A 24,197-nucleotide genomic window follows, 5' to 3' on the forward strand; every position below is an offset into this window, starting at 1 on the left:
TCACCATGTAAATGTGAAGTTTGGTGACACTGGTGTGCTTGAAGATATCAGTTTTGACATGGAAGCAGGCCAGTCCTTAGCAGTTGTCGGTCCTAATGGTGGTGGAAAATCAACACTATTCCGAGTTGCTTTAGGACTGGTCAGTCCTAATCGTGGGCAAGCTGCGATCTTTGGCCAAGAACCAAGAAAGGCGTCTCCCGCTGTAGGTTATGTACCCCAACTAAAAACTTTTGACCGGAGCTTCCCTACTAACGCCCTCGAGTTAGTTGTGTCTGGTATTCGGCGTGCCTGGCCAGCACGAGTAACACGCCAAGAACACCAGCAGGCAGATCGGGCGTTAGATGGTGTTGGGGCCAGACACTTGCTCAAGCGCTCATTATCACGTCTTTCCGGTGGGGAATTGCAGCGTGTATTTCTTGCTCGCGCTCTGGTGAAGGAACCCAATCTTGTTCTTCTAGACGAACCTGCAACCGGGGTTGATTTCCTAGCCGAGAACGACCTTTATGACCTGTTGGAACGTTATCAAGAAGCAACAGGTGCGGCTATAGCTATGATCACCCACGATCTTGCCGCAGCTAGGTACCATGCCTCGCAGGTGCTGGTGCTGAACCGCCGAGTTCATGGTTTTGGTTGTCCTGAAGAGGTGTTACACGAGGATTATCTTCGTGGAGCTTATGGTCATGTGGGTCACTCTCATGATTTCACATTCGGATAATACACGTTAGGACCTATGGAATTCATTGAACTTTTTGAGTTTGCGTTTATGCGGCGGGCATTAATTGCTGGTCTCCTGATTGCTTTGATGACAAGTATCCTAGGGGTTTTTGTTGTGCAAAGGGGCCTAGCGTTCCTCGGTGATGGTCTCGCGCATGCTTCTTTTGGCGGAATGGGTTTAGGAGCCCTCATAATTTTTGGCCTTGGGGCGTCTCTGGGGACTGATATTTTCCGACAACCTCTCTGGGTTGCACTACCATTCACCATAATGGCGGCATTAGGAATAGCTTGGGTTCGTGACCAAACTAACCTTGCGAGTGATACGGCAGTTGGGGTGTTCTTCGCTGTTTCCGTGTCATTAGGGGTAATCTTCTTCTCGATTATTCCACCAGATGCTGATATTGGGGTCGACGTTTTTGACCTTCTGTTCGGTTCAATCTTGGGGATACGTCAAGTAGATCTTCTATTGATTGTGATTGTTTGTGTTTTGTCTTTGCTGTTTTTCGCCTTAGCTTGGGGACACCTTGGTTACGCAACCTTTGACGAAGAAATGGCAAAGGTTGATGGGATAAGATCTAGGATTTTGGAGTACCTGCTTTTTGCAATAGCTGGCGTTGTAGTTGCTGTAAGTGCTTTTGTGGTGGGAATTATTCTGATCGCTGCTTATTTAGTTATTCCTGCTGCGGCTGCTCGGTTGTTATCACGTTCACTTATTGAATGGACAATTATCTCTTTGGGGATAGGCGTGATAACGACATTTCTTGGATTGATAATGTCATTTGTTCTGGATGTTCCGAGCGGGAGTACGATTGTGTTATCCCAGGCCTTAACCTTTATACTTGCAATCTTTTTCGGGAAACTTAGAGCTTAAAAACGATCTGATGGATGTAAATCCACGCGGACAAGGCGGTATGACTAGGCCGTAAGAGAATCCTAAAATATTAGATCTTACTATTACAAGCTAGATAATGTAGTGTCATGTTTTTTCTTATAAATATTTTTCAATTTTGGCTAATTCGATAATCGCTAAGGACTGGCCTGCTTCCATGTCAAAACTGATATCTTCAAGCACACCAGTGTCACCAAACTTCACATTTACATGGTGAAAATGCAAAGCCGGCGGGTTCATTCGTTAATTACTAAGGCCCCGTAAAATCATTTCGGCATTGTATCGCATAAGATCTTGATAAGACGGTCTATCCCCAAAACCACCAAGCGGATCAAGAGTCTCTAATTTCACTCCTGCGCTTTGTGCAATAATTTTGGCTGGACGAGTATCTAACTGAAACTCCGCAAATACTGCACGCGCCCCAGAGGCACGGACGCTATCCAGTGCCTTCTTAAGGTAAGAAATGCTCGGTTCTCTACCTGGGAAAGGTTCGATGCTCATCATAAGTTTCAGATCATATCGGTCAGCGAAGTAGCCCCATGCATCGTGATACGCCACAAATGGTTGTCCGGCTACCTCTGCTAATGCTGCAGATAGCTCCTCATGAAGGATAACTAAATCTTTGCGCAGAGTGGTGGCATTTAATCTATATTGCTCTTCCCCTTCTGGGTCAACTTTTATTAATTCCTGTTCTAATAAATCAACGATTTGAATCATCACAATAGGATCAAGCCAGAAATGAGGATCCGGACCGAAGTAGTGATGCCCAGCGTGTGACCAACCATCATCATGGCCGTCGTGATTATCATGGTCAGTTGACACTAAGGGAAGGTCGACTTTATCTATAAGTTTTATGACTGAAGCTTGAGTTTCACTCGCTATTATCAAATCCTCAATCCAAGCATCCACTCCACCGTTTACAACTACTAATTCTGCTTTTGATAATTTAACTAGATCACTTGGGCTCGGATCAAACGTATGTAGCGATTTACCTGGGGAAATCATTACATGCACCGGCAACCGATCCCCAACTAGTTGTTCAACTAAACTGGCGTGTGGTGGGATTGAAACAACGATCTCGGCAACACAACTACCACCGAAGATACCTAGGGTGAGGAACGTTAGGTAACAAATAACTTTAGGACGAAAGTTTTTCACTATTGATAATCCTTTCTCATTAATAACCTTGGGAACATACCACGAAACCTAGGCACCTTCTTAGTATCTGGGATTACATAGCGTCTATTAAAACGTAAAATAGAAACCCAGGTACAATGTATTTGTGAGTAACGAAAACCTTGCAAAAGAAATTTATGATGCCTGCCACCTTAAAGGAAACTTTCTTCTTCGCTCTGGCGCAATCAGTAAAGAATACTTCGATAAATACCTATTCGAATCCCAGCCAGGTCTCCTAATGAAAATTGCTAAGGCCTTAATTCCGCTGATCCCCCCAGAAACCGAAATCCTAGCAGGATTAGAACTTGGCGGCGTTCCCCTAGCAGTAATCCTCTCGCAGTTAACAAACCTACCTACTGCTTTCGTGCGTAAGGAAGCGAAAGCCTATGGCACTAAAAAAATAGCTGAAGGAATAGAAATTGACGGCGCTAAAGTACTACTAGTTGAGGATGTAGTCACCTCTGGAGGGCAACTCATTCTCTCTGCTTCTGACCTTCGGTCTATAGGGGCCGACCTGACAAATGCTGTTTGCGTAATTGATCGAGAAGCTGGGGGAGTAGAAAATCTTTCTGCTGAAAGCATACAACTAGAAGCCCTTTTTTCGATGAGCTTACTCAAGCATCAATCTTCTCAGGGCTGATCGTGTCGGAACACTTCGAAAACAAGATGACTTAATTCATCTCTTAAAAGTTTTTCCCAACCCGTACGCACAGCATTCCGAGATCCTGGCAAAGCAAAGATTAACCCACCGTCAGCCAGGCCACCAACTGCACGGGAAAGCATCGCTGCCCCACCGACTTCTTTAAACGACAGCATCCGAAAAAGTTCGCCAAAACCTGGCATCGGCTTCACAATAAGAGAAGTCACGATTGGAATTGTCACGTCTCGGCCTGCTATGCCAGTACCTCCCGAGGAAATCACCACCTGCGCCGGTCCGTCGAGGAGATCCTGCAGAGCATTCCTAATTTCTGCTTCCTCATCCCTGACGATCCTACGATCCACAAGAGTGTGACCCAAACGGCTTAGCTCTACCTCCAGATAATCCGAGCTGGCATCGTTGTAAATAGTCCTCGTGTCACTAATAGTAAGCAACGCTATAGCAACAGATTTTGGCCCCGCACTCAAATGATCTGACCTACCTGAATCCATTCTCGACAGTCTACACTCGAACGGAACTCCAAGTAAAAGTTAGAGTATGGGCCATGTGCCAAGATAATGTATTTGCCAAAATCGTAACTGGAAAGATACAAGCGGACATAGTCTATAAGGATAATCTCGTTACGGCCTTTCGCGACAATAATCCACAAGCACCTACACATATACTTATTGTCCCAAACACAATAATCCCGAGCGCCGACCATGTCCTTCCAGAACATGAGCCGGCCCTCGGTAGAATGTTCACGGTGGCAAAAGATGTTGCTAGAGAAGAAAAGCTCGACAAAGGCTACCGTCTTTTGGTTAACTGCAAAGAACACGGAGGCCAGGAAATCTACCATCTTCACATGCACTTAATCGGTGGCCAGCCTTTAGGTCCGATAATCGCACCGAGTCTGTGACTGTTCGACCCATCACAGGTTGTTACACTCTTATTAGATGAATCGGAACACACTACAGAAAACAGCCATTCTGCGAGCTCTCCAGAAAGCATCTGGACCTGTCACTCCCAAAGAGCTTAGGGACCTGACACAAACAGAGTTAAAAGGCATAGGGCTAGCGACCATCTATAGAAATCTCCACCGCCTTCAGGAACAAGGGAAGGTGACTCCGGTCCACCTGCCAAACGATTCAACTCGGTATGAACCCTCTGGTAGAGATCATCACCACCACTTTCGATGCGAATCATGCAACATGGTATTCGAACTCCTTTCAAGCTGCCCACCGCCTGAGGAGACCACCGTGCCAAACGGCTTTGCAGTACACGGCCACGAACTCGTACTTTATGGCCTATGTATAGATTGCCAAGGATAACTTAGAGGTTTCATGTCAGTCCTAGCCTCAGCCATTCTAATTTCTAGCTCAATACTTTTTGGGACAATCAGTCAGGCTCAACCCAAACTCGAAGCCGATTTCGGCTACGTTGAGGGACGAATTAAAGATATTATTGCGTCCTCAAAACACGATGGTCACTCTACAGCACTAGTTCAATTACGAAGCGGCCACGTGGTACGAGCAGAAATTCCCAGAGTCGATCAATTCACCCCCAAAGACCTCCCACCGTTCAAAGAGGGACAACGCGTAGAACTTTACTATTCTTACGGGACTGATGGCCAACACCAATTCGTGGTCTCAGACTGGGTCCGCCGCCCCTCCTTGTTCTGGTTAATAGGAATTTTCCTACTGGTCTCGATTGTTGTCGCTCGCTTTAAGGGTTTCCGAGCATTTCTTTCAACAGCAGCTAGCCTGCTGATAGTAGTGGCCTTTATAATTCCTCAAATCCTTGCTGGCTGGAACCCGATTGTAGTATCTCTTGTCGGCGTTGGAAGCATACTCATCTTAGCCATTTACTTTGTACATGGACTGAATTGGAGCACGACTGCAGCTTTAGCCGGTACGCTTGCAGCTGTCCTAATGACAATGGCGCTCGGTATAGCGTTCACTGAATGGAGCTACTTAACAGGTTTCGGCTCTGACGAAGCATTAATGATTAACGCTGGTGCTAATCAAATAAACCTCAAAGGTCTGCTCCTAGCTGGTCTTTTGATAGGCGCCTTAGGCGCACTTACTGACATCACCATAGTTCAGGCCAGCGTAATTAGAGAACTAGCCCACGTAAATCCGGAGTTAACTGCCAGAGAACTATACCAACGCGGAATGAATGTAGGCCGGGATCACGTTGGCTCTTTAGTGAACACCTTAGTCTTAGCGTATACTGGAGCTTCTCTGCCACTCCTTTTGCTACTTACGCTAAACGATTTCAGTTTCGCTCGGGCTCTAAATATAGAACTAGTGGCTACGGAAATTATCCAAATCTTGGTTGGTTCAGTAGGACTCGTACTCAGTGTGCCAATTACAACCTACATAGCTGCCTTATTATTCCGAGGGGACCGGTTACCAATACAACCAAGTGAACTCAATCATCAACACCATCATTAACTCTGCTTGTCGAAAAACTAAAGTAACACCCTAAAAAACAGCCAGCTATACTAGCCTACTTTCTGCGGGAGCAAAGTAACAATTGGAATAGTAGTAACCAAATGTAATGGGGACAACAAAACCTTTCCACCCCTAGTCTTCCCATTGCCAATTTTAAAAACAAGTCCTTCAACCACCCAAACTATGCGCACTACAAACACTGGGGGTAAACTTAAACTACTGATGAAATTATACACAGGACAAGACATGAAAATGGTTGATAAAAAAGCGATCGAGACTGGCATCCCCTCAATCGTCTTGATGGAAAACGCCGGACGATCAATAGCAGACGACCTCCTTAAACGTTGGCCAACTACCAAAAACGTAGTCATACTTTGTGGCAATGGAAACAATGGAGGCGACGGTTACGTAGCTGCCAGGCATCTGAAGGAATCTGGTCTAGACGTCACAATTTTCGAAACCGATAACAAACTAACTAACGCTAGTAAAGACACTCAGGCAGCTCGAACTTCTGCTAGGGCTCATAGGATTCCCTTCAGGAATATAGCCACGTTCTTATCTGGACCAATGCCATCAACCGATGTTTTTGTGGACTCCCTACTTGGTAGCGGCTTGTCCCGACCGCTCGAAGGTCAACTCGCTGAGATCGTCATTAAGATAAACACAACTGACCAGCCGGTCCTCAGCGTAGACATCCCAACTGGGGTAGGTGCTGATCAGGCCCAACCTCTTGGAGTCCACGTACGTGCAACTCGCACCGTACAACTAGCTGGCGCCAAATTAGCCAGCGCTCTATTCCCAGCACGGGCCGCTTTCGGTGAAATCTCCACAGTCCCAATTGGTATCCCAAATGACGTGTTACACCGATATTCCACCACGGATCTTGTGACTCGGCAATACATCCAAGATAATGCACCTAGGCGTTTACGATCTGGGCACAAGTATTCCGCAGGAACCGTCCTAGTGATTGGCGGATCAACGCAGTACTCTGGGGCAGCAGAGTTAGCTGCCCGTTCAGCACTACGCGCAGGCTCTGGACTCGTGTCCGTTCTTGCTGAGGACCCTCAAGCTGCAACCTGGCCCGACATAATCAGGTACAAATGGAAATCCAGTAAGGTTTTAGCTCAACAAGTAGCAAGTATCAAGAACGCTAAATCCCATGCCCGCGTTATTGGACCCGGCCTTGACTCAAAATTGGCAAACCAAGTACCCTCAATCCTCGCATTAGATAAAACTCCCACTGTATTGGATGCTGGGGCACTCCAACCCGGACACGAACTAAGCAAGGCCACCAAAAGACACGGTGCTTGTGTTTTGACTCCTCACCTTGGTGAAGCAAGCTTCCTTTTAGGGAGCGACATTTCAGAAATAATTGATGATCCAGTTGGAGCAGCGTCAGAAATGGCGAAGGAATACAGCGCAGTCTTAGTACTTAAAGGAGCTACCACCGTTATCGCCTCACCAAAAGAAAGAATAGCCATCAGTACATTTGGCCATCCTGGTATGGCTACTGCAGGCACAGGAGATGTTCTTGCTGGTCTCCTTGGTGCATGGCTCGCCACTTCAACCGACCCCTTTATAAGTTCCAGTGCAGCAGTGGGTATGCACGGCATTACTGGAGAAATAGCTGGAAACGAAAAAGGCGTTGGAATGATTGCTTCTGATCTCGTCGAATCCCTACCAACATCGCGACAGAAGCTCCACATGATAGGCTTCGCGCGATGATACAAGTGCGCGTACCTGCAACCAGCGCAAACCTCGGACCAGGTTTCGATTGCCTCGGGATAGCTCTTGACCTAGAACTATCAGTGGTCATGACGCCTAGCGCTTATGATCACTTTAGATACACCGGAGAGGGCATGATCCCAGAAACATCTGACAATTTGATTCATGTCGGCTTCAGAGAAGCATTTAGAAGGTCCGGAAATTCGTTTCCACGAGCAACCTTTACAGTAGATAACCCAATTCCCTTGGCTCGTGGACTAGGATCTTCCTCTGCAGCCCTAATTGCTGGGGCTGCTGTTGCCGATCACATGTTAGGTAACCCTTTGGGTCGAGAAGGTGTATTCCAACTCACCGCAGAGCTCGAAGGTCATCCAGATAATGTTGCCCCCGCAACCTTTGGTGGTTTCACTGTTTCTACCAGAAATTCAGAAAACGGTTACCTAAGTAGAAGCCTCTCAATACCAGCTAATTGGCGATTACTATTTGGTGTACCAGCTTTTGAACTCGCCACCACTAAAGCTCGAGAAATACTACCTGATAAATACAATCGAAACACTACGGTTCTTACTGCAGGACGAGTAGCTCTTTGGACCCTAGCAGTTGCTGAAGAGGACCCCTCTCTTTTACGAACGGCCTCCCAAGACGACCTGCACGAACCCTACCGGGAATCCTTAATCCCTGGCTTCATGCAGACTAAACAAAAACTATACGACCACGGCGCCTATGCAGCATTTTTATCTGGCGGTGGACCATCAATTGGTGCAATTTGCGATGATTCTACTGCCCCGGAGTGCAAATCCATCCTCAATGATTTCGTTGGTTCCACCGGCCAGGTATTCGACCTCACCGCTGGAACCGGTTACCGCATAACCTAAAAGATCACTTCTGAGCCCAGAGCACCTTAAAGCCCCGAGAATCAGCAATCTTCTTAGTCTCAGCAAAAACTCCTAATAAACGTTCGTATGCAAGCTCACGATTGGCAACTAAAAACAACACCCCACCATCCCGAAGATGAGCATAAGCAGCGTTAATGAAGGCAGCAGGAAGATCCATTTTAACAGTCTTACCTACATGAAAAGGAGGGTTAACCAGAACTATGTCAAATCGTTCTTGAGGATCTAGATCGGACGTAAGGTCTGAATGCAAGACACGTGAATTAACACTCAATCGCTCAAGATTCTGCCGAGCACTGTCAACCGAAGGCCAATCGTCATCTAACGCAGTTACGTGTGCTCCACGAAGCCCAGCAAAAACACTAAGTAGGCCATAACCGCATCCTAGATCCAAGACTTGCCTCCCTTGGAGCGGCAAGTCTTGGATTGAATCAACTAGCAACCTCGTACCACTATCTATTTTCCCAGCAGAAAATACCCCTGGCCTCGCTTGCATCGGATGACCAATCGCCTCGAAATCAAGCCAAGGTGGACTTATCTGCAACGAGGAATCGCATCTTACGCCCTCAACAACCCGCCAACCAGACCGTTTTCCGATTAACCGAGTATCAAACCATCGTTTAGCAAGTTTCTCATAACGTTTTGCCCCTGATTTTTTATGAATTGTAAAAACCAGCCGCCCTGTCTTACGTAGAGCCCGATAGGCACCAGCTAACTCCGCTTCTACGCGGGCAGTTCCCCGATCAGCTTGTGGAATCAGGGCAATTGCATCTGCTGACTGTGGTACAGCATCCCATACTGCTCCAGCAAAGACCTTATATTGGCCTTCGCGCTGCATTTGCGCGGCACAAATTCCAGCCGCTCTAGAGGGTTCTAACACAATAACGGGTCCATCCCAATTAATGCCCATCGCATATCCAGAAGCAGAACCACTAGCGTCAATTAAAGATCCCTTTCCTGCACTTGCATATTCTAAAAGCACGTTAAGTCCTGGCGTAAGCCCCGGGTAACCGCGAATTCCAGGTTTAGTAATAAGTTGACCACCTTTTGGCAGCGGTACTTTTATCTCCTCGTAATGGGACTTTAACGCCGACACCGTACCAGTTTACGATGGACTAATAGAACTGGTCCGCCTTAAACTGGTACGGTCAAGAGGTGCCATGCATTTTAGGTATAGATACATCTTGTGACGACACTGGGGTTGGACTAGTACTTGATGGGAAAATCATCGCCAACGTCGTAGCCTCTCAAACAGCTCTCCATGACCGCTTCGGTGGGATTGTGCCAGAACAAGCTAGCCGCGAACACCTGTCTATTCTGGACAGCGTATTTACAGAAGCGATTAATCAAGCGGGAATCTCTTTAAAAGACATCGACACCGTAGCGGCTACCTACGGCCCCGGCCTGATAGGTTCTCTACTTGTCGGCTTATCTTATGGGCGCTCATTTGCTTGGTCGCGTAACTTAAGATTCTTGAAGATACATCACCTTGAAGGGCACATTGCCTCGAGCTTTGCAACCGAAAACGTTAAGACGCCGTTCCTTTGTCTCATTGCATCAGGTGGGCATACCAGCCTTTTTCAGGTTGATGACTGGGGATCTTATGTTGAATTAGGTTCCACTCGAGACGATGCAGCTGGCGAAGCTTTCGACAAGATCGCCCGATTATTAGGCTTGCCCTATCCAGGAGGTCCACCTCTCAGCCAACTCGCTCTTAGTGGAAATACTGACATTTACAAATTACCTAGGCCTCTCTGGGTGCAGAATGGCTTCGACTTCTCTTTTAGCGGCCTTAAGACGGCAGTAGTTACCTTGATGGACAGAACCCCAAACGCTAATCGCGCTGACGTCGCAGCTAGTTTCCAAGAAGCCGTCGTCGACTCCTTAATCCACACCACCGTTAGAGCTGCTAAACAGACTCAACTACGACGCTTAGTGGTTGCAGGCGGAGTAGCTGCCAACCAAAGGCTGAGAGAGAAACTCAAAGATCAGGACCTTGAAATACATGTTCCTCCCCCCGATCTGACAACGGACAATGGAGCCATGATTGCGTTAGCGGCCTACCGTCAGTTAAAGACCAGACCTAACAGTGATTGGACCACCGACGCCCAACCTTACCTACCACTTGCTAACTAGAATCTGCTGAGAGGCCCCTCTAGCCCTTGTGCCCTTAGTAGATACAGCTGAGAAATATGCGGTGATTCTTTGAAAATCGATGTTTAACCTTTCAAGGTACTGCTCTTGCATGTAAAGTAATTATCTCAGAAACTAACTTATTACGAACGTGGCCGTTAAATAATATGCTCAAGACGGTCGACATCAGCCCCAATAGATGCCTCATCAGTTACGCTTACCCGAACATCAAGACCTACCTTAAGACCGACCTCTCTTTCTATGCCCTCCAACGTAATCTGCCCGAGGAGAAGCTTAATAGCAGTGCCAAAACCGATAATCCTGGCCAACGCTAGAGGATTCTTACGTGCCCTATAGACCCGATCAATCCACGGCTTTAGCATTTCGATTGCATCAGGTTGAACCAAACACATGTTTCCGCCGGTAAAGCGGCCAGAACTCAATCTAACGAAAGTTCTCTCGTGTTCAGGAAAATCCTGTTTTGATACTTCCTCTGGTATCACTGGGTAAACTAGGTCTCCATAGGGTGCTTCCTCAATCCACTTATCTATTGCTTCACCCTTCAGCCAAGGTAGATCACAAGACACAACCAGTAGGCCTCTCGATCCAAATCGCCCTGCAGCTTCACAACCAATAACCAAAGAATCAATAAGTCGTTCCCCTGGAGCAACCCTCAGGTCAGTGGGTCCTGGAAGATCTGAAGCGCCAACAAGGACAACCTTTTTAACGTATCTGCTAGCAGCGAGGGCTTTTAGGACATACGTTCCGAGCGCTACCCCGTTATAAGGCACTAAGCCTTTTGACTCCAGCGAAGACTCAGCAGCTAAACGATCGCTCCTTCCACCAGCCAGAACAATCGCTATAAGTTCGTCCCAATGATTCATGTGACTAGTATTGCACTTAATCCAATATTTTCTGCAGACCTAACACCGCAATGCAGCTAGTTTAGAAACCACGATTCAATCTAATAAACTTTGCTTGATTATTACTTCGGTTGTTCGGTTACTATTGATCCAAAAGTACTGGATGACCGTGTTGAAACCAGGAGCTACAGCTGTTACTTGGTGATTACCTACTGTTAATCTCTTGCGAATTTTTTCTTGATCGTTATAGTCCTGACTGATAATCTTGCCGTCTACGAATATTTGAGCACCCATCACGTTGGTTCTGAATAGCAAAGTGCCCATGTCATCGTTCTCAGGAACAAGTGTTGCTTGGACTGGAAATATGTTACCCACACTAATATTAGCCCTGGTCGCAAATATCTCGTAACCATTTAGATCAAAGGAAATATCATGGTGCCCAATCGGACTTCCGTAAGTAGTGGGAGTGAAGCCAACAAATTTTCCGTCAACAAAAACCTTCGCCCCAGCGGGATGACTATTTAGATATAAGGTCCCTAACTGAGAGTTCCCAATATCTTGACGCACATTTAACATCGCGGTATCTGTTGTCCATTTGTTTAGGGGAAAATTTTCAACAATGGTTCTGAAAAAACTAGTAGCCGTAGAATTAATGCTGGAACTTGTCAATGTAGAATCATTTTGCCTTAATAGAGCAAGATTCCCTGGATTTATTGGATTTCTGGTAGCAATCACGACAACCTTCTCTAGTCCACTTGGACCGTCAACAGTGAATTTATAGTTAGATCTCGTTGGTGCAAATAGTTTCGTTTGCCCAGCCTTTAGGTAATTGTTTATTTCCTGACCCTCAAATAGATTCGGTAATATCTGGCTAATTTTGCCCGTTGATTTTATGCTGTAGAGGTATATGTAGCTAGGCTCAGTCACAAAAACGCCGATCCTTATCCTGTCACCAACCTCGTATTCAGGAACATTTTCGCCAGAAGGATCCTTATCAACCCATACCTGAACGTCGAAATCAGGCTTTAAACGAGCAACACCCTCTCGTGGACTAACAACTATAGTTTGTGCTGAGACAATAAAACTAAGTAAAAACATAACGGTAGGCAGCCAAGGTAGGCCGGGTCGGATCATATAAGATCCCTCCTCTACTAGACCTTAGGCTATCGCCGCTTTCAATCGAAAAGTGTGAACACCATAAAGAAACCTTTATCCATTGCCTTAAGAATGAAGAGAATACTCTCATGCCATTCACTAGTGACACAAGTTAGGCTTGACTTAATATGACCAGACCCTATCAATCCATTAACATAGGACCTTACGATTCTCCAGGGCAACCGACTAGATCTTTCGGCCGAATGCCTCTGGGCCTTGCCTTCTTGTGGTTCTCAATGTTGATAGCAAACCTTTCCCTTGCGCAGGACCTAAATATAGACACTGTTCTAAGCAATCTCAAGGAGAAAAGCGCGGCCTTAGCAGACCTTTCATTTCTTTTGAAGGGACGTCTGGTTGACGCCGATGGGACAGAAATCTTCCTCGAGATAGATGTTCAGGCGATCCCAGCAGTCCCGGTACTCAGAGCCTACTTCATACAACCCGACGCTCTAGCTGACAATTTTGTTGTTCTTGATGGCAACAAACTCTACAACTACCTATTCGTGACGAATCAAGCCACGCTCTTCGACTCCTCAGACCCCGAGGCCCTCGGACGACTAATGCCGCAAGATGATAACGGGAATATCTTTACTCTTTCGTTGGACCTTGAAGAGGTATTTTCTGGCTTTAGAACTAAGCTGATTGGCTATGAAAAAACTTCTGTAGGGAATGTGTATGTCCTTGATTTCGAAAATATTGACGGTACGATTGCCACTATAGGACGAGTTAATGCCCAGGTGGTTGACCAAGAATGGTACCCCTATCGCCTAACGTACTTTCACCGCAACGGTGCACTTCTTTTCGATTTGGTTTTTGAGAATTTCCGCCCTAATCAAGGATTAACAGCAACTGACGTTACCTTTATCCCAAGAGACGTAGAAATTATCGACGAGCGCCGTTAAGTGAAATCAAACCATGTTTGCAGGAATCACGATCCGATCAAACTCTTCAGCAGTAAGATAACCTAGTTCTAAAGCCGCATCCTTTAGCGTAATATTTTCGGCATGGGCCTTCTGAGCAATCTCTGCAGCCTTGTAATAACCTATGTGGGGGTTTAAAGCTGTCACAAGCATTAACGAACGACTCAACTGCTCTTCAATCCTTTTACGATTCGGCTCAATTCCGATTGCGAGTCGCAGGTCAAATGAGTCACAAGCGTCAGCTAAGAGACAACCCGAACGTAACAGATTAAAGATCATTACTGGCTTGAATGTGTTGAGCTGAAAGTGACCTTGACTACCCCCAAGAGCTATCGCCACATCATTTCCAATAACTTCCGCACAAACCATGGTAAGTGCCTCAACTTGAGTGGGGTTAATCTTGCCAGGCATAATCGAGGAGCCGGGTTCATTTGCTGGGAGTTCTAGCTCTCCAATTCCGGATCGTGGTCCCGACGCCAGCATGCGAATATTATTAGCAATATTCATCAGGCTTACGGCCAAGCGTTTTAGAGCTCCGGAAGCCTCAACTACAGCATCGTGAGCGCTTAAAGCTTCAAACATGTTTCCTGCAGGAACAAATGGATATCCCGTAAAACTAGCAATTCGTTCAGCTACAGAGCTTGCGTATCCCTGAGGAGCATTAAGTCCTGTCCCTACTGCAGTACCTCCCAGCGCCAGTTCAGAAAGATTAGGAAGTACTGATCGCACCGCCTGAAGTCCCTTGTCGAGTTGGGCAACATACCCCGAAAACTCCTGACCAAGAGTAAGAGGGGTAGCGTCCATAAGATGCGTACGACCAATCTTAACTACATCACTAAAGGCCTCAGCCTTAGAAGCAAGCGTATTACGCAAATTCGAAACAGCCGGAACAACTCGATTTACTAAACTTGTATATGCGGCAATATGCATGGCTGTCGGGAAAGTATCGTTAGATGACTGTGAGCGATTCACATCATCGTTAGGATGAATAGGAACAGTGGAGCCGAGTTCACCCCCTAAGACCTCAATTGCCCTGTTGGCTATCACCTCATTAACATTCATGTTAGTTTGTGTGCCCGAACCAGTTTGCCAGACAACCAACGGAAAATGATTATCTAGTTTTCCCTCTAGTATCTCGTCACAAACGTCAGAGATTACCCGAGCCTTGTCAGGTTCAAGCCCAGCCAATTCGGCGTTAACAAGGGCGGCTGATTTTTTCAGCACCGCGAAGGCCTTTATAATCTCTATTGGCATTATCTCGTCACCAATTGGGAAATTTTCCAGCGACCGCTGCGTCTGGGCGCCCCAATATCGATCTGCTGGAACCTGCACCTCACCAAGGGTGTCCTTCTCGATTCGGTAAACCATGGTTAATGCTATCGCAACAACAACCATGAAGGCGAACCTTCACCCCTGCCCTACCGCATCAACAGGTCCATCATCGGAGCTAAATTGATTCCCTTGTCATGGATATTGACGTGTCAGCACGGCTTGAGATCAGCTCAGTCCACAACACTAAATACCGCTAAGCAATCACTTAAAGCCCCAAGTAGGACATTGTTGTTAGTATTAATTTTTAAGTCTTTTACTTTTATGGTTAAAAATTTTTGGAGAAAACGAGAACCTTATGGACTGGGTGAGGCAATTTCGCCAGCTGACCCAATTGTGACCAGAATTCCATTCCTGATAACGATGGGTTGCCCCACTACAGTCCAATGCCTCCTGAACACTTCTGTTTATTTCAAGAAGCCATTCTAGGGTGCCCACATCAAGGGACCAGCGCAGGTTAGAACCTGCTCCTTCCTTGATCCTATTTAAGACCCATGATTTCGTAGAGTTATATGGATCAGGATTTGAAGGGGTCCCAAGAAACGCGCCTGATAAGGTCACTACACCCTGATAGCGGTCTGGATCCTCTAGAGCAATGGTTGCACTCACGAGACCCCCTAAGCTGACTCCAATAAGAATTGGTTTGCCCTCTACTGGTATTTCTGCGTCAATAAAGGGAAGGAGTTCTTGAGATATGAATGACTTATAGGTGGGGGAAAATTGATATTCAATAGTTCGATCAGCTGGTTCTACAAAGACTAGCCGGACAGGATAGGCTAATCCTGCTTTCACTAAGGACTCAAAAATGCGATCAAGGTACCCAATCCTAAGGAACGCAGGACCATCTTGAACGATTGCAATTGGTAGCGGCTTATCACCGACACCGTCTGGGGAAAAAATCGCAAATCGGCGCCGAGCTTTAAAATGGTAACTATGTAATTGATATCGCTTAAGGTCCCCGCTGCTTGGTGGAAGATCGACCAACGGCCCGAGGAATTTGTGCGTCGGACCTGTTAAAACGCTTAACGCGGGATACCAGGGGTTTGCAGCTACTACTGGATTGTTAGGATCGGCTCTCATCTCGCCACCAGAATCGATGTAGCCATATTCAAAATAAACGTCGTCAGGTAGGGAAAGCTTTATGTGTCGTCCGGAACCCGCTTTTAAGCGTAGAGGATTCCTATCCATGTCCGTGTGGTCACTAACCATTTTGACAGCCCAATCAGGAACTTTCAGTTTGACTCTCACAATCCAGAGTCTACCTGAGGAACCTGGGTCCGAACTGGTAAGCTAAGGAGCATGCCAAAACCCTTCAATCAACTTGTCGTGGCCGACATGCGTAAGGTTTACAGCGACAAGTGGTGTGTGGTTGAAAAAGACGAACTGCCGCTATCTGTAGCAGACATGGACCTCCCAATCGCTTCAGAAATTAGCACAGCTCTTATTAAACACGTAAGGGATGGAACCCTAATGTACTCAGCCAAACAGGGTATTCCTGGTCTCAAGGAGGTTGTCGCAAACCGACTCGCAGTTCGTTATGGGTGGGCCATTGGAGCAGAACAGATTCAGCCCCTCAGTGCGACTGTACCTGGACTTTTCTTATCAGTAAGTGCAGTAACTAAACCCGGTGAGGGTGTAATGGTGCAGACACCGGTTTATACGCCGTTCTTCGAAGCCATCGAATATACGGGCAGAAGAATCGTTCCAGTACCCCTCAGCCAACCAGGATATCGGGTCAATCGAGAGGCTTTAGAAGAGGGTTGGACGCCAGAAGTCAAGGCACTCCTGGTATGCAATCCACATAACCCTGTTGGCCGTGTGTTTACTGAATCTGAAATTGAAACCTTAGCAAACTTTGCGCTTGAAAAAAAGCTGTGGATAATCTCTGATGAGCTCCACGCGGATCTTGTTCTAGATGGTGAGCATCGTCCCTTAGCGAACGTGTCTTCAGAATTAGCTCAGAAGACTGTTACGCTTTACGGACCTACAAAAGCCTTCAACTTTGCGGGACTAAAAATTAGTTTTGCTATTACAGCGAATCGAAAGCTTAGTGAAAAGATGAAGTTGAGAGCTCGTGGTTCAGCAGAGGCCCCAAATACTCTCGCTCAAACGGCTGCCTTAGCAGCTTACACAAAGGCCGATCCTTGGTTGATTAATACGCTAAACTACTTGCGCAAAAACCGTAAACGCATTGGTGAAATAGTCGCTGAAACCCCGGATCTTGAATGGATTCCTCCCGAAGGAACTTTCCTAGCTTGGCTCGACTTCCGTAAATTAGGACTTGACGACCCGGCCCAAAATCTACAAGAGTTAACCGGCCTAGTGCTAGAGAGAGGATCTCGATTCGGAAAGCTAGGAGAAGGACGTGGATTTGCACGACTAAATTTTGGAACTTCACAACCCATCCTCGACGCGGCTCTAGACCGACTCCAAGACGCAACCGCAATCATTAGGAAGCAGGTATGAATAACCTCCCTGCTGGGCTCGAGGACTGTGTCCGCTGTCCTAGGCTCGTAGAACATCGCAAGCGAACGGCTAAAGAAAAGAGGAAGGCCTATCGTAATCATTCGTACTGGGGACGACCAGTTCCTGGATTTGGCGATACAAGAGCCAAAGTGGTAATTATCGGATTGGCCCCGGGAGCGCATGGTAGCAACCGTACAGGAAGAATGTTCACCGGTGATGCCAGTGGAGATTTCCTTTACCCTGCCTTGTATCGGGCAGGCTTTTCAAATCAAGCTAGATCTGTTGATATGGATGATGACCTGACCCTGCAAGATGTTTGGGTCACCTCAGCAGCCCGATGTGTACCCCCCGGAAACCGACCGCACCGCAATGAAATTGCTGCCTGCCGCGAGTGGCTAAATCATGACTTCTCACAACTTCCAGAAGCCCGAATCGTTCTTGCGCTAGGCAAAATAGCACACGACGCATACCTAGATTTTCTCAAAGCCAAAGGTAAAGATCTCGTGAAAGCCCGACATCCTTTTTGTCACGGCCAATTCCATAAGCTTGAAGACCAAGGACTACCCCTTTTGGACAGCTACCATGTGAGCTTCCAAAACACTAACACCGGCCGCTTGACTAAAAACATGTTCGACAGAATACTTACAAGGGTCCGTGAACTAGCGGACATCCCATCCCTGTGCCGCTAAAAACCCTAAATATTGGAGATCGGCATGAAGGTCTTTTACGTAGCGGGCACCCTTGGATCTACAGGAACCACTTGCCAAAGCACAATCTTGAAACAGCTTGCTGGGTTCGTGTCGAAGCAGGGAGACTTAGCGCTATCGGCTTATACCAATCAATTGGTGACGTAGGTATCCGTCTTTACGATCGTAACCAGGTTCCAGACCACTCTTGGGTAATAAATCGACTGCAAACGGCCCAAGATATTAGAAAAGGACTTGGTAACCCGGGCAACAATGCATACCGCATTCTTTATGGCGAATCCGACGGATTCCCTGGCATCGTTGTAGACCGCTATGACCGTTTTGCAATAATCAAAACTTACATTACTGGTGTGGATTCGCTTTTAATTACCCTAGCAAAAGCTCTAGGGAAAACCATGAAACTAAAAGGAGTACTAGCTCGTACTAAGGATGGCTACCGCGTTCTCTGGGGCCAGGAACCACCAGCAGAATTTACAGTCCGCGAAAACGGCTTGAACTTCTTGGCTAATATTTATGAAGGTCAAAAGACTGGGCTCTATCTCGATCAGCGAGATAATCGATCAATAGTGCGAGCTTGGGCGGCTGGAGCTCGAGTTTTAGACGTATTTAGCTACACCGGTGGATTCTCCGTCAACGCCCTCGAAGGGGGTGCACTTTACGCAACAATTGTAGACCGTGCTGACCAAGCTCTTCATGATGCACATAGGAATGTCATGGCCAACCGATTTAAACCTAATCAATATGAGACGGTACGAGCTGATGCCTATGAGTACCTAAAGACGTTAGTTAGTCAAGGTAAGACCTATGACCTCGTTATCCTTGACCCTCCATCCCTAGCGCGCCGTAAAACGCAGCGAACCAAGGCACTAAAGTCGTATCGGCGCCTAAACCGCCTAGCTTTCCAAAGTGTTGCTAATGGGGGATTACTGGCTACTTCAAGCTGCACTACGCAAGTATCTCCCACAGGCTTTCGCAGAGTGCTAGCCGAAGCTGCGTCTTCGATCGGAGCAACAACACAAATAATCCATGAAACAGCTCACCCACCAGATCACCCCGTACCACTAAATTTTCCAGAAGCTAGGTACCTAAAGTTCTTTCTCATTCGAGTACTCCACAAATGATTCTTATGCCGACTAAGTTCACTTTTTTCTTTCCACTCAATCAGGTTAAAGAACCACCTAATTTTAAGTACCGATTCGATTCTCTATCCAAGTAACAACATTATCCAACGCCTTGGGTCCATCAAGATCATTAAATACCTCATGCAAACTGTCTTTATAGATCTGAAGGGTTTTGTCGGCCGGTGCGGCTTTGGCAACGAAATCACTACTTACGCTCGGGCTAGCGGTTGGATCTCTTCCTCCATGAACCACTAGCAAGGGGCGCTTAAGATCCTTAGTTCGCAGAAAAGCCGCTTTCCCCCCATTGATCAAAGAAAAAGCAGATCGAGCTTTCAACCAACCTCGATAAACTAGAGGGTCTTCATCGTATAACCTGACCACTTCACTAATGCGCGAGAGTTCGTTGCTATCGAAATTGGTGACTGGAAGATTTGGAAAAACATTAGCTATCAGTCGTATCATTGCAACCTGCCATTTGGCAGGTTGCAATGTCGGCCTAAAGAAAGGTGAACTGATAACAAGAAGTTCGTGTAAATCAGGCTCGTTAACAGCCAACATAGTGGCTACAAGCCCACCCATGCTGTGTCCAAACAAAATTATCGGCCTTCCCACCGGATTATGGGTTCGCTCAAACTCCACCACCTGCTTGAAGTCTTCAGTCAAGACATTTATGTTGGGGATGAGACCCCGATCACCTCCGCTTTTACCGTGACCCCTAGAATCGTGAGTCACTAATCTTATGCCTACCTTAGTTAACGAATTTGCCAAAAACTCGTAACGCCCAGAGTGTTCAGCGTAACCGTGTGCAAGAAAAACCGTAGCCCGGACATGAGTCTTCGGAGTCCAACTTTGGGTAAACAATGACAGGCCGTCATGAGTCTTGATACTTCCTGTACTGTGATCCACTAGCTTACAACTCGCTAAGCTGAATACTAAAGTCCTCAGTAATTGGATTACTTAAAACTTCTCGGGCTAACCCTTCAAGTTGAACTTCAACTGCTTCACGATCACCCTCAATAAATAATTCAATTCGTTTTCCAATTCGCATATCCTTCACATTTTTGCTTCCCAGCCTCTGAACGGTTCGCTCTACAGCTCTTCCTTGAGGGTCAAGGAGGCTCGGTTTTAACATCACCAAAACTACAGCCCGGAATTCAGGCATGAGTATTCCTAACGATCCGATGAAACACATCTAAATACGCTTCCTCAACCCCACCTAGGTTACGTCGGAAACGATCTTTATCGAGACTACCTCCGGTGCTGACATCCCATAACCTGCAGGTATCTGGACTAATCTCGTCAGCAAGCAATATCTCACCGGCCAAATCAACGCCAAACTCTAGCTTGAAATCTATCAGCTCAAGACCACGATCATGCAAATAGGGTTGCAGAAGATCGTTTACCTTTGATGATTGGTCTAAAAGTATCTCTAACTGCTCTGGCGTAGCAAATCCGAGGGCAACAGCGGTGGCATCATTCATTGGTGGATCACCAAGCGCATCACTCTTTAGGCACCACTCAATAACCATCGGATTAAGCTCGTCACCCTCCTCTATGCCATAACGACTAGCGAAAGAACCAGCCGCACGATTCCTAACAATCACCTCTACAGGAATAATCTTCACAGCCTGCACTAGTTGTTCCGTTATCCCAAGTTTCTTAACATAATGAGTCTTTATACCGTTGCATTCTAGATATTCGTAAAGCGTTGCGGTAATTGCATTATTAATCTCACCTTTACGCACAATTATTCCCCGCTTCTGAGCATTAAAAGCGGTTGCGTCGTCCTTAAATTCAACGATATAACGGGCCTGATCGTCGGTTTCAAAAATCTTCTTAGCCTTGCCCTCGTAACGGAGGGCAAGCTTTTGGGACTTTGCCACGGCGAAATCATAACAGGTATTGCGTCCTAATTTATCTAGTCAAAGAGTAAACCGGGCGAAAATCTCGTCTATATATCGAAGATACCAGTCAACGTCAAAGGCTTCATCGAGTTCGCTTGGAGTCAATGGGCAACCAGAATCACCCTCCAAAAACTCTCGAAGGGCTGTCCCAGAATCCCAACTTAAGAGGCTGTTTCTTTGAACAACATCATAAGCATCTTCGCGCATCATTCCTTTAGCAATAAGCTTATGAAGCACCCGCTGAGAGAAGACAAGTCCCCCTAATTGGTCGAGATTTGCCGCCATTCGTTCTGGGAAAATCTCTAGTCTTCGCATGACTCGGGTCAATCGACGGACAGCATAGCTCGCCAAGGTTGTACTGTCTGGCAATATAAATCTCTCAACCGAGCTGTGACTGATATCCCGCTCATGCCAAAGCGAAACGTTCTCGAGTCCCGCCTGCAAGTTCGCCCGTAAGATCCTAGCCACACCTGTAAGGTTTTCTGTGGCAATAGGATTACGCTTATGTGGCATGCTGGAACTTCCAGTTTGCCCAGGACTGAAACCCTCCATCGCCTCCCGAACTTCACTTCGTTGAAGATGACGGATCTCCACTGCAATTCGCTCAATTGTAGTGCCCAATATCGCGAGACTTGACAATAATACAGCATGCCGATCACGAGCTACAGTCTGGTTAGACACCGATTCTGGGGAGATTCCCAAGTCTTCTGCCACGAATCTTTCGATCTCGGGTGGAACATGAGCGTAAGTGCCGACCGATCCGGACAGCATCGCCACTGAAATCCCCTCCCGGGCTTGTTTGAGACGAACCAAATCACGCTCCAAAATAGAATAGAAAAACAGAAACTTTAGCCCAAAGGTCATTGGTTCGGCATGTATACCGTGAGTCCGTCCTATACATGGCGTCAACTTATGTTGAACAGCAAGGTCCCGTACCGCAGAAGAAAGTTCAACTAAATCAGTAATTACAATGGACATGGCATCGCGGAGCAAAAGATTTTGTGCGGTGTCAACTATATCTGTACTGGTAAGACCTAAATGGATAAAGCGTGCATCTTCCCCGAAGCGTTCTGTTAACGCTCGTGTAAAAGCCACAATATCGTGATGAGTCTCAGCCTCAATTTCTGCAACTCGAGCGGCAAACCCTTCGTCGAGCGGGTTCTGTTCAACGGCAGTCCGAAGCCGGGACCCGGTTCCAGCCGGAACCTCACCAAATCGTTCCCATGCTTCAATTGCGGATAACTCAACTTGAAACCAAGTCCGATATCGATTTACCTCACCCCATAGGGACAACATTTCGGGAGTGGCGTAACGATCAACCATGGCTGGACAGTACCACGCCCCAAAGTAAAAAGATCGCGATTCTTAAGCCTGATAGGATATTAACCAGACAAGTAAACTTTTTCCCAAACCGGAGGAACCTGGTGAATAAGGTACGCAAAACAGAAAAGTGGCGCACGAAAGGCGTTCGCGTTGTTAGTACCAAAGACCTAGATCACAACACGCCCCAAACTAGCGGTATGATCCGAGCGGCAGCCTTCAGTAAGGAACATATCCGACCCGAGAAGCTTTGGGCTGGCACCGTAACGGTCCAACCTGATGTTAAGACGGGAGCCCACCACCATGGTGAACTTGAAAGCATAATTTACGTGGTAAGTGGCCGAGCCAGAATGCGGTGGGGAGATCATCTCGAATATGTAGCGGAAGCGGAACCTGGCGATTTTATCTTCGTTCCTCCTTACGTACCGCACCAAGAGATCAACGCGCTCTCTGACAAACCACTTAAATGCGTCTTGGTCCGTAGCGGACAAGATCCCATTGTAGTTAATTTAGATCTTGCTCCTGTGGACGATCCTGAAACGGTAGGCTGGTCCCAGAACGACCTCTTCCATAAGAAACCTGATTAGTGCTTTGTAGTCGCTACTCCATTAATAGTTCAGAACTATTGACCTCAAGTGTTTTTCCTTAGCCTAGATATAAAAACTCTGCAAAACCAATTTACCTCAGTCCCTATTTCGGTTATAAGTTTTGAACTCCCATACTGCCTAGCTCCCCACAAGCAGTCTTGCCAAAACAAGATCTTCGATCGCAAGCCCTACACTCTTGAACAACGTAGGTCTTCGCCCCCGGATAAAATTACCTCTGATCACCTCAGCTAGATCAGAACGAATCTGAGTAAATTTCCACCCCTTTGATTGAGCGCTAATAAGATCACCTGCCTCAGTCTTAACTGCTTGGCGGTCATCTACCACCACGTCACTACCCAACACGGCGTCAGTGTCTACCTCCCGCATTGTGGATGTGAAGGAACCGACAATATCTACATGATGGATTGGATCAAGCCATGCGCCACGAATGATTGGGTCCTTGGAACTAGTGGCGCAACTCACTACGGATACCGATCGTATTGCCTGTTCGAGATTCGCAGTAGTGTTCACCAACACATTAGGCAGACGTGAACGCACTTCAGTTGCAGTTCGTTCCGCCTTTTCGCTATCCCGACCCCAGATTGAAATCTTAGTGTATTTACGGGAATGCGCATGCGCCTCCGCCATCCAGGGTGCCAATGCACCGGTCCCTATAACAAGAAGTGTTGAAGCCCCTGTATGAGCCAAATAAGAAGCAGCAAGCGCAGAGACAGCGGCTGTTCTTATGCAGGTTAGAAAATCAGCTTCAGCGCTTAATATGGTCGCGCCATTGGGATCCATTAGTGTGTACCAAGCCTGTACTATCGGGAGGCCCCGCCCTACATTTTCTGGCGATACAGATACCTGTTTCACGCCAAAATACCCCTCGCTGGACAAACAAGGCATAGTGAGCAAGCTCCTGTCATTCGATGCGGAGAGCACAACCCTATCTGGAATTAAGTATTCATCTTTATTCAAAAATGCATCCGAGAGTGCTGTAAGCACAGCATCCCATTTTAGGCTCGCACGCACGTCCTCGTTAGACAGGATTCGCATCGTTTCAGGATAGCCTACTCACTCCTTTTAGGCTGGTATTACGGTTGTCTAGTGCCATGTAAATAACAGGTCAACCAATGCAGTAAGAGAAATTAGCCACATTCGAAGCTAAGTATTGAGTTTTTCGTTTCTCAGACAGCATTTCT

At 46.8% G+C, this 24,197-nt stretch carries 26 protein-coding genes; 14 read left to right on the forward strand and 12 right to left on the reverse strand.

Features of this window, described 5'->3' with window-relative positions:
* Window positions 1-58 precede the first annotated feature (58 nt).
* Window positions 59-715 (forward strand): ABC transporter ATP-binding protein, encoded by a 657-nt coding sequence (locus tag CMO31_02155; GenBank protein ID MAZ52804.1) that lies wholly within the window; start codon window positions 59-61, stop codon window positions 713-715.
* Window positions 716-763: 48 nt separating this feature from the next.
* Window positions 764-1,585, forward strand: coding sequence for a manganese transporter (locus tag CMO31_02160; GenBank protein MAZ52805.1), 822 nt, complete (start codon window positions 764-766; stop codon window positions 1,583-1,585).
* A 261-nt stretch (window positions 1,586-1,846) separates the two neighbouring features.
* Here CMO31_02160 and CMO31_02165 read toward each other — a convergent pair whose 3' ends face one another.
* Window positions 1,847-2,785, reverse strand: coding sequence for a hypothetical protein (locus tag CMO31_02165; protein ID MAZ52806.1), 939 nt, complete (start codon window positions 2,783-2,785; stop codon window positions 1,847-1,849).
* Window positions 2,786-2,885: 100 nt separating this feature from the next.
* On the opposite strand from CMO31_02165, the gene pyrE reads away from it, so the two are divergent.
* The gene (gene pyrE / locus CMO31_02170) at window positions 2,886-3,419 is read left to right on the forward strand and encodes an orotate phosphoribosyltransferase (GenBank protein ID MAZ52807.1); all 534 of its coding nucleotides are present in this window, start codon (window positions 2,886-2,888) and stop codon (window positions 3,417-3,419) included.
* On the opposite strand, the gene CMO31_02175 is transcribed toward pyrE, so the two are convergent.
* Window positions 3,410-3,928, reverse strand: a complete 519-nt coding sequence (locus CMO31_02175) for a molybdenum cofactor biosynthesis protein (protein MAZ52808.1) — start codon at window positions 3,926-3,928, stop codon at window positions 3,410-3,412. The two genes, pyrE and CMO31_02175, sit on opposite strands and share 10 nt — an antisense overlap.
* Before the next feature lie 53 nt (window positions 3,929-3,981).
* Between CMO31_02175 and CMO31_02180 the strand changes: the two genes are divergently transcribed.
* The 5 genes from CMO31_02180 (at window position 3,982) to thrB (ending at window position 8,472) form a co-directional block, all read left to right on the forward strand.
* Complete coding sequence (locus tag CMO31_02180) at window positions 3,982-4,335, forward strand: histidine triad nucleotide-binding protein (protein MAZ52809.1); 354 nt, start codon at window positions 3,982-3,984, stop codon at window positions 4,333-4,335.
* Between the two features lie 37 nt (window positions 4,336-4,372).
* Window positions 4,373-4,747, forward strand: a complete 375-nt coding sequence (locus tag CMO31_02185) for a transcriptional repressor (protein MAZ52810.1) — start codon at window positions 4,373-4,375, stop codon at window positions 4,745-4,747.
* A 12-nt stretch (window positions 4,748-4,759) separates the two neighbouring features.
* Window positions 4,760-5,872, forward strand: coding sequence for a YibE/F (locus tag CMO31_02190; GenBank protein ID MAZ52811.1), 1,113 nt, complete (start codon window positions 4,760-4,762; stop codon window positions 5,870-5,872).
* 144 nt (window positions 5,873-6,016) lie between these two features.
* Window positions 6,017-7,597: a hypothetical protein gene (locus CMO31_02195; protein ID MAZ52812.1), complete on the forward strand. Its 1,581-nt coding sequence runs from the start codon at window positions 6,017-6,019 to the stop codon at window positions 7,595-7,597.
* Window positions 7,594-8,472, forward strand: a complete 879-nt coding sequence (gene thrB, locus CMO31_02200) for a homoserine kinase (protein ID MAZ52813.1) — start codon at window positions 7,594-7,596, stop codon at window positions 8,470-8,472. Before CMO31_02195 ends, thrB begins: the two co-directional genes overlap by 4 nt.
* 4 nt (window positions 8,473-8,476) lie before the next feature.
* Here the strand turns inward: thrB and CMO31_02205 are convergent, their stop codons facing one another.
* Entirely contained in the window at window positions 8,477-9,586 is a 1,110-nt protein-coding gene (locus tag CMO31_02205) for a hypothetical protein (protein ID MAZ52814.1), read from the reverse strand.
* Between the two features lie 68 nt (window positions 9,587-9,654).
* Here CMO31_02205 and tsaD point away from each other — a divergent pair, with 68 nt between their 5' ends.
* Window positions 9,655-10,626, forward strand: coding sequence for a tRNA (adenosine(37)-N6)-threonylcarbamoyltransferase complex transferase subunit TsaD (gene tsaD, locus CMO31_02210; GenBank protein MAZ52815.1), 972 nt, complete (start codon window positions 9,655-9,657; stop codon window positions 10,624-10,626).
* A gap of 155 nt (window positions 10,627-10,781) precedes the next feature.
* Here tsaD and CMO31_02215 read toward each other — a convergent pair whose 3' ends face one another.
* Window positions 10,782-11,507, reverse strand: a complete 726-nt coding sequence (locus CMO31_02215; GenBank protein MAZ52816.1) for a hypothetical protein — start codon at window positions 11,505-11,507, stop codon at window positions 10,782-10,784.
* Between the two features lie 75 nt (window positions 11,508-11,582).
* Window positions 11,583-12,620, reverse strand: coding sequence for a hypothetical protein (locus tag CMO31_02220; protein MAZ52817.1), 1,038 nt, complete (start codon window positions 12,618-12,620; stop codon window positions 11,583-11,585).
* A gap of 257 nt (window positions 12,621-12,877) precedes the next feature.
* Here CMO31_02220 and CMO31_02225 point away from each other — a divergent pair, with 257 nt between their 5' ends.
* Window positions 12,878-13,543 (forward strand): hypothetical protein, encoded by a 666-nt coding sequence (locus CMO31_02225; GenBank protein ID MAZ52818.1) that lies wholly within the window; start codon window positions 12,878-12,880, stop codon window positions 13,541-13,543.
* 6 nt (window positions 13,544-13,549) lie between these two features.
* Here the strand turns inward: CMO31_02225 and fumC are convergent, their stop codons facing one another.
* Window positions 13,550-14,929: a fumarate hydratase, class II gene (gene fumC / locus CMO31_02230; GenBank protein ID MAZ52819.1), complete on the reverse strand. Its 1,380-nt coding sequence runs from the start codon at window positions 14,927-14,929 to the stop codon at window positions 13,550-13,552.
* A gap of 201 nt (window positions 14,930-15,130) precedes the next feature.
* A complete protein-coding gene (locus CMO31_02235; protein MAZ52820.1) occupies window positions 15,131-16,138 on the reverse strand; it encodes a hypothetical protein in 1,008 nt (335 codons plus the stop codon).
* A gap of 51 nt (window positions 16,139-16,189) precedes the next feature.
* On the opposite strand from CMO31_02235, the gene CMO31_02240 reads away from it, so the two are divergent.
* From CMO31_02240 to CMO31_02250, 3 genes are read left to right on the forward strand one after another with little or no spacing between them, the layout of a single operon-like run.
* Entirely contained in the window at window positions 16,190-17,356 is a 1,167-nt protein-coding gene (locus tag CMO31_02240) for an aminotransferase class I (GenBank protein MAZ52821.1), read from the forward strand.
* Entirely contained in the window at window positions 17,353-18,045 is a 693-nt protein-coding gene (locus tag CMO31_02245) for a uracil-DNA glycosylase (protein MAZ52822.1), read from the forward strand. Before CMO31_02240 ends, CMO31_02245 begins: the two co-directional genes overlap by 4 nt.
* Window positions 18,036-19,184 carry an rRNA (guanine-N2)-methyltransferase gene (locus CMO31_02250; protein MAZ52823.1) on the forward strand — a complete coding sequence of 383 codons (1,149 nt, stop codon included), beginning with the start codon at window positions 18,036-18,038 and terminating at the stop codon, window positions 19,182-19,184. Before CMO31_02245 ends, CMO31_02250 begins: the two co-directional genes overlap by 10 nt.
* Window positions 19,185-19,247: 63 nt before the next feature.
* Here the strand turns inward: CMO31_02250 and CMO31_02255 are convergent, their stop codons facing one another.
* The 4 genes from CMO31_02255 to CMO31_02270 are packed head-to-tail and all read right to left on the reverse strand — an operon-like array spanning window position 19,248 to window position 22,411.
* Window positions 19,248-20,138, reverse strand: coding sequence for a hypothetical protein (locus CMO31_02255; GenBank protein ID MAZ52824.1), 891 nt, complete (start codon window positions 20,136-20,138; stop codon window positions 19,248-19,250).
* The gene (locus CMO31_02260) at window positions 20,095-20,346 is read right to left on the reverse strand and encodes a phosphoribosylformylglycinamidine synthase (GenBank protein ID MAZ52825.1); all 252 of its coding nucleotides are present in this window, start codon (window positions 20,344-20,346) and stop codon (window positions 20,095-20,097) included. Before CMO31_02260 ends, CMO31_02255 begins: the two co-directional genes overlap by 44 nt.
* Entirely contained in the window at window positions 20,339-21,067 is a 729-nt protein-coding gene (locus CMO31_02265) for a phosphoribosylaminoimidazolesuccinocarboxamide synthase (GenBank protein MAZ52826.1), read from the reverse strand. Before CMO31_02265 ends, CMO31_02260 begins: the two co-directional genes overlap by 8 nt.
* Window positions 21,068-21,106: 39 nt before the next feature.
* On the reverse strand, window positions 21,107-22,411 hold the full coding sequence (locus tag CMO31_02270) for an adenylosuccinate lyase (GenBank protein MAZ52827.1): 1,305 nt from the start codon (window positions 22,409-22,411) through the stop codon (window positions 21,107-21,109).
* Between the two features lie 197 nt (window positions 22,412-22,608).
* Here CMO31_02270 and CMO31_02275 point away from each other — a divergent pair, with 197 nt between their 5' ends.
* On the forward strand, window positions 22,609-22,995 hold the full coding sequence (locus tag CMO31_02275) for a mannose-6-phosphate isomerase (GenBank protein MAZ52828.1): 387 nt from the start codon (window positions 22,609-22,611) through the stop codon (window positions 22,993-22,995).
* 138 nt (window positions 22,996-23,133) lie between these two features.
* Here the strand turns inward: CMO31_02275 and CMO31_02280 are convergent, their stop codons facing one another.
* The gene (locus tag CMO31_02280) at window positions 23,134-24,051 is read right to left on the reverse strand and encodes an ornithine cyclodeaminase (GenBank protein MAZ52829.1); all 918 of its coding nucleotides are present in this window, start codon (window positions 24,049-24,051) and stop codon (window positions 23,134-23,136) included.
* Window positions 24,052-24,197 lie beyond the last annotated feature (146 nt).

The organism is Trueperaceae bacterium (genome assembly GCA_002707365.1).
GTDB lineage: Bacteria > Deinococcota > Deinococci > Deinococcales > Trueperaceae > UBA6957.

Bases quoted from the DNA above. Each gene is read 5' to 3' on its own strand.
- CMO31_02180 (MAZ52809.1), top strand. From the start codon at position 3,982: ATGTGCCAAGATAATGTATTTGCCAAAATCGTAACTGGAAAGATACAA.
- CMO31_02160 (MAZ52805.1), top strand. From the start codon at position 764: ATGCGGCGGGCATTAATTGCTGGTCTCCTGATTGCTTTGATGACAAGT.
- CMO31_02215 (MAZ52816.1), bottom strand. From the start codon at position 11,507: ATGAATCATTGGGACGAACTTATAGCGATTGTTCTGGCTGGTGGAAGG.
- CMO31_02260 (MAZ52825.1), bottom strand. From the start codon at position 20,346: ATGCCTGAATTCCGGGCTGTAGTTTTGGTGATGTTAAAACCGAGCCTC.
- CMO31_02155 (MAZ52804.1), top strand. From the start codon at position 59: ATGGAAGCAGGCCAGTCCTTAGCAGTTGTCGGTCCTAATGGTGGTGGA.
- CMO31_02220 (MAZ52817.1), bottom strand. From the start codon at position 12,620: ATGATCCGACCCGGCCTACCTTGGCTGCCTACCGTTATGTTTTTACTT.
- fumC (MAZ52819.1), bottom strand. From the start codon at position 14,929: ATGGTTTACCGAATCGAGAAGGACACCCTTGGTGAGGTGCAGGTTCCA.
- CMO31_02270 (MAZ52827.1), bottom strand. From the start codon at position 22,411: ATGGTTGATCGTTACGCCACTCCCGAAATGTTGTCCCTATGGGGTGAG.
- CMO31_02245 (MAZ52822.1), top strand. From the start codon at position 17,353: ATGAATAACCTCCCTGCTGGGCTCGAGGACTGTGTCCGCTGTCCTAGG.
- CMO31_02185 (MAZ52810.1), top strand. From the start codon at position 4,373: ATGAATCGGAACACACTACAGAAAACAGCCATTCTGCGAGCTCTCCAG.
- CMO31_02175 (MAZ52808.1), bottom strand. From the start codon at position 3,928: ATGGATTCAGGTAGGTCAGATCATTTGAGTGCGGGGCCAAAATCTGTT.
- CMO31_02225 (MAZ52818.1), top strand. From the start codon at position 12,878: ATGTTGATAGCAAACCTTTCCCTTGCGCAGGACCTAAATATAGACACT.
- CMO31_02275 (MAZ52828.1), top strand. From the start codon at position 22,609: ATGATCCGAGCGGCAGCCTTCAGTAAGGAACATATCCGACCCGAGAAG.
- CMO31_02190 (MAZ52811.1), top strand. From the start codon at position 4,760: ATGTCAGTCCTAGCCTCAGCCATTCTAATTTCTAGCTCAATACTTTTT.
- CMO31_02240 (MAZ52821.1), top strand. From the start codon at position 16,190: ATGCCAAAACCCTTCAATCAACTTGTCGTGGCCGACATGCGTAAGGTT.
- CMO31_02280 (MAZ52829.1), bottom strand. From the start codon at position 24,051: ATGCGAATCCTGTCTAACGAGGACGTGCGTGCGAGCCTAAAATGGGAT.
- thrB (MAZ52813.1), top strand. From the start codon at position 7,594: ATGATACAAGTGCGCGTACCTGCAACCAGCGCAAACCTCGGACCAGGT.